Annotated in this window: 4 protein-coding genes; all 4 read right to left on the minus strand. The window is 48.7% G+C overall.

Annotation, left to right across the window (positions count from 1 at the left end; genetic code table 11):
• Nucleotides 1–652, minus strand: a 652-nt coding sequence (locus ACR2FV_RS16745; protein WP_434016841.1) for a sigma-54-dependent transcriptional regulator, incomplete at its 3' end; no start/stop codon positions are given.
• Nucleotides 652–1,254, minus strand: coding sequence for a hypothetical protein (locus ACR2FV_RS16750; protein ID WP_434016842.1), 603 nt, complete (start codon nucleotides 1,252–1,254; stop codon nucleotides 652–654). The genes ACR2FV_RS16745 and ACR2FV_RS16750, both read right to left, overlap by 1 nt.
• The gene (locus ACR2FV_RS16755; RefSeq protein WP_434016843.1) at nucleotides 1,224–2,036 is read right to left on the minus strand and encodes a DUF4198 domain-containing protein; all 813 of its coding nucleotides are present in this window, start codon (nucleotides 2,034–2,036) and stop codon (nucleotides 1,224–1,226) included. The genes ACR2FV_RS16750 and ACR2FV_RS16755 overlap by 31 nt, the downstream gene beginning before the upstream one ends.
• A gap of 12 nt (nucleotides 2,037–2,048) precedes the next feature.
• A partial coding sequence (locus tag ACR2FV_RS16760) for a copper-transporting P-type ATPase (RefSeq protein ID WP_434016844.1) occupies nucleotides 2,049–4,220 on the minus strand: 2,172 nt, incomplete at its 5' end.

Genomic DNA, 4,220 nt, shown 5'->3' on the forward strand with positions numbered 1-4,220 from the left:
CGAAAAGTTCGGCTTCGATCAGACTTTCGGGAATCGCGGCACAGTTTAACGGGATAAAAGGCTTGTCTTTACGCCGTCCCGAAAAATGAATTCCTTTGGCGACGAGTTCTTTGCCTGTGCCTGATTCGCCGCTTATTAAAACAGTCGCGCCCGAACGTGCAACGCGCCCAACCAAGTTTAAAACTTCGCGCATTTTCGCCGAATCGCCGATGACGTTTTCGAGCCGAAATTCTTTATCAACAAGTTCGCGCAAGTGCCGGTTTTCGTTTTTTGTTTCGCTGAAATTAACGGCGCGTTCGATGGTCAGCAAAATTTCGTCGCGGTTAAAAGGCTTATTGATATAATCAAACGCGCCCGCTTTCATCGCCGTTACCGCCGTTTCGACTTCGCCGAATGCAGTAATGACGATGACGGGAATTTCCGCGTCGGCAGACTTTATTTTTTCCAAGAATTCCAAACCCGAAAGTTTCGGCATCCGCAGATCGGTAATTACGCAATCAAAATCATTGTTATTAAAAATCTCGAGAGCTTCCGCCCCGTCCTTCGCCGTCTGAATTTCAAAACCCGCTTCGGTCAGTTGATATTCAAGCACGCGGCGCAAATTATCGTCATCGTCGGCGAGCAAGATGGTTTTTTTCGTTTTTGTTTTCACTATTTAACGGAAAAATTAATTTCGATTGATCGCAGAATTTCGATTGCCTGCGCCCGTTTGCCTTCCTGCACGAGGCGGCTGAATTCGAGATATTTTTTCGATAATTCGTCAATCATATTGGCATCGAAACCAATTTCCGCCGCAAGTTTTTCCGCCGTTTCGTCCAACTGAACGGAATTTCGATTTTGCAAACCGCGCACCGCCGCCAAAATCCGCAAAGCGGGCGCGTCAAGCTGTCTTTGAAAAGCGATAACCGATTGTTCGAGCGCACGAAGTTCGCGCTCACGCCAATTCGCCCGCCACAAAAAAACGCCGAACGCGACAGCGATCACCATATAAAGCAGACGAAAAATTAAAGCCGTCGGATGCGGCGAAAAAATCTCCGACCAAAGGCTTTCGGCGTGAACGTCCGCGCCGAGTTCCGTGTGCATCACGGCATCAATTAACCACATTGCCGCGCCTAAGCCCGCGCCAAACCAGATTTCTTTATATGATTTAAAAATCTTCATAATCAAAAAGCGTAACTCCAAATACACTTTTTCAGATGAACTTTTGCCTATATCGGTTTGAACTATTTTACCGCAAACGTCAGCGTCGCCCACTTCGATTCATAATCGAGTTTCGCTACTTTAATTTTCTGCATCTGGATGAATTTGACATACCACGCGCCCGCGCCATTTAGTTTGACTTTGCCCGCGCCGGTTTTGTCAGTGCGGACATTTTCACCGGCGATTAATTTGCCGTCTGCGTTTTCGTATCCGGTCATTACAAACTGATTGACAAGCGGTTTCCCGTCTTTCAGGCACAGAAATTCAAATTCGTCGCCGATCTTCAAACCATACGGATTGTTTCGCGGGACGATTTCCACCGGATAACCGAGCGCGGTTTTGTAGTTGTCCGTCAATTTATCGCCGACCTGAAACATCGTTTTGACGTGTTTGGAATATCGCTCGCGCACGTTTTTGTCGAGCGTTTTAGATTTTTTCCGTTCTGCCAAAACATCTGGAATGCCGTCTTCTTCCAGATATTCGTTAAAATCATTCGCCTTCAGATCAATTTCTCTTTTCATCGTGTAAAGCCCGACGACGTGCGTTCCTTGTTCGTCCGGCGTGATTTGCAAAACTGATGTTTTGTCGTCTTTTGTCAGAACGGCTGTTTTTGTAAACGAAGTTACGCCTTTTGGCGAAATCAAACTGACATCGTTCAGACGCTCCAGTGAAACCGCGCCTTCGCTCGACTGAAACGATCCGTTTAAGATGTTAATCGAAATTTTATCGCCCGCCCGGACGAAAAAATTATCGAGTTTCAGAAACAAATCGTGCGCCGAAATTGTCGAAATAAAAACTGCTGCGATTAGCAAAACAAACAAAATTTTATGCTTCATAATTTTCTCCCGTTATAATTTTAGATTTCTCAGCCGTAAAGCATTCAAGATAACCGATACGGAACTAAATGTCATCGCCGCCGAAGCGATCATCGGTGACAGAAGAAGTCCGAGAAACGGATAAAGCACGCCCGCCGCTATGGGAACGCCGACGAGATTGTAAATAAACGCGAAAAACAGGTTTTGGCGAATGTTGCTCATCGTCGCTTCGCTCAAATGCTTTGCCTTCAAAATTCCGCGCAAATCTCCTCTCAGTAAAGTTATATCAGCAGATTCCATAGCCACATCGGTTCCCGTTCCCATCGCAATTCCGACCTGCGCCTGAGCGAGCGCGGGCGCATCGTTCACGCCGTCGCCCGCCATTGCGACGATTTTGCCCTGCGCTTGCAATTGCTTGACCTTTTCTGCTTTTTGTTCGGGCAGAACGTCGGCGAAAACCTGATCAATATTCAAGGCTTTGGCGACGGCTTCGGCGGTTTTCGCGTTGTCGCCGGTCATCATCACGACTTCGATTTTTTGTTTGTGCAACTCTTTGATCGCGTCTTTTGCTGATTCTTTGATCGTGTCAGCCACGCCGACCAGTCCGGCGGCTTCGCCATCAACGGCAACGAACATTACGGTTTGACCTTTGCCGCGCAGTTCGTCCGCTTTCTCTAATATTTCACCGCCGAGGCGCAGAGACGCAGAGTTTTTTTCTAAAACTTCTTTCTCGTCCCCTCCGCGTCTTTGCGTCTCTGCGGTTAATATTTTTTCGTTTCCGATAACGATTGTTTTGCCCGCGACCGTTCCGAAAACGCCTTTGCCCGTTACCGATTCAAAGTTTTCAACCTTTGCAAACTCGACATTTCGTTCTTCCGCGCCATTGACAATCGCTTCGGCGAGCGGATGTTCACTCGATTTTTCAAGACTCGCCACCAAACTTAACAGCTCGTTTTCCGGCAGACCGTTAAGCGAAATCACATTTTGCAGACGCGGTTTGCCTTCGGTCAAAGTTCCGGTTTTATCCACGACGATCACATTGACTTTCTCCAGCGTTTCGAGTGCTTCTGCCTTTTTCACCAACACACCGTTTTTCGCGCCGTGTCCCGTGCCGACCATAATTGACATCGGAGTCGCCAGACCGAGAGCGCAGGGGCAGGCGATAATTAAAACTGAAACCGCCGCAACCAATGCGTATGTAAATGAGCCGAAGATTATCCAAACGACGAACGCGATAATTGCGACGACGACGACCGCCGGAACGAAATACGCCGAAACAACATCGGCGAGTCTTTGAATCGGAGCGCGTGAACGCTGCGCTTCGCCGACCATTCTGACAATTTGCGCGAGAAGCGTGTCGCTTCCGACATTTTCGGCTTTCATTGTAAACGAGCGTTTGCCGTTGATCGTGCCGCCGATAATTTTGTCGCCGGAAACTTTTTCGACGGGAATTGATTCGCCAGTCACCATTGATTCGTCAACATTCGTTTCGCCTTCCAATATCACGCCGTCAACCGGAATTTTCTCGTTGGCTCGAACGCGCAATGTCGCGCCTTTTTGCACGTCTTTGAGCGCGATTTCTTCTTCCGTGCCGTCGTCAAAAACGACGATTGCCGTGTCCGGCGCGAGTCCTAAAAGTTCTTTGATCGCGCTCGAAGTTTGCGAACGCGCCCGCAGTTCCAAAACCTGACCGAGCAGAACAAGCGTCGTAATAACCGCCGCCGCTTCAAAATAGACGGCGATCAGATTCGTGTGGGTGTCGCGCATCGAAAGAGGAAAAATCTGCGGGAAAAATAAGGCGACGAGGCTGTAAAGATAAGCCGCGCCCGTTCCCATCGCTACGAGCGTGAACATATTCGGGCTGGCGTTTTTAACCGATGCCCACCCGCGCTCGAAAAACGGAAAACCGCCCCACAAAACGACCGGCGTGGCGAGTGCAAATTGAATCCATAATGAAATATTTGTCGGAACTATTTCGTTAAATGATGGGAACATTTCCGCCATTGCGAGAATAAAAACCGGAATCGTCAGCGCGGCGGAAATCCAAAACCGCCGTTTCATATCAATAAATTCCGGGTCGGGCGCATCGTCAAGCGAGATAACTTTCGGCTCAAGTGCCATTCCGCATTTCGGACAGCTTCCCGGACCGATTTGCAGAATTTCCGGGTGCATTGGGCAGGTGTATTCCGTGCCTTCAGATTCAGC

This window comes from Ornithinimicrobium sp., from assembly GCF_051004135.1.
Taxonomy (GTDB): domain Bacteria; phylum Actinomycetota; class Actinomycetes; order Actinomycetales; family Dermatophilaceae; genus Ornithinicoccus.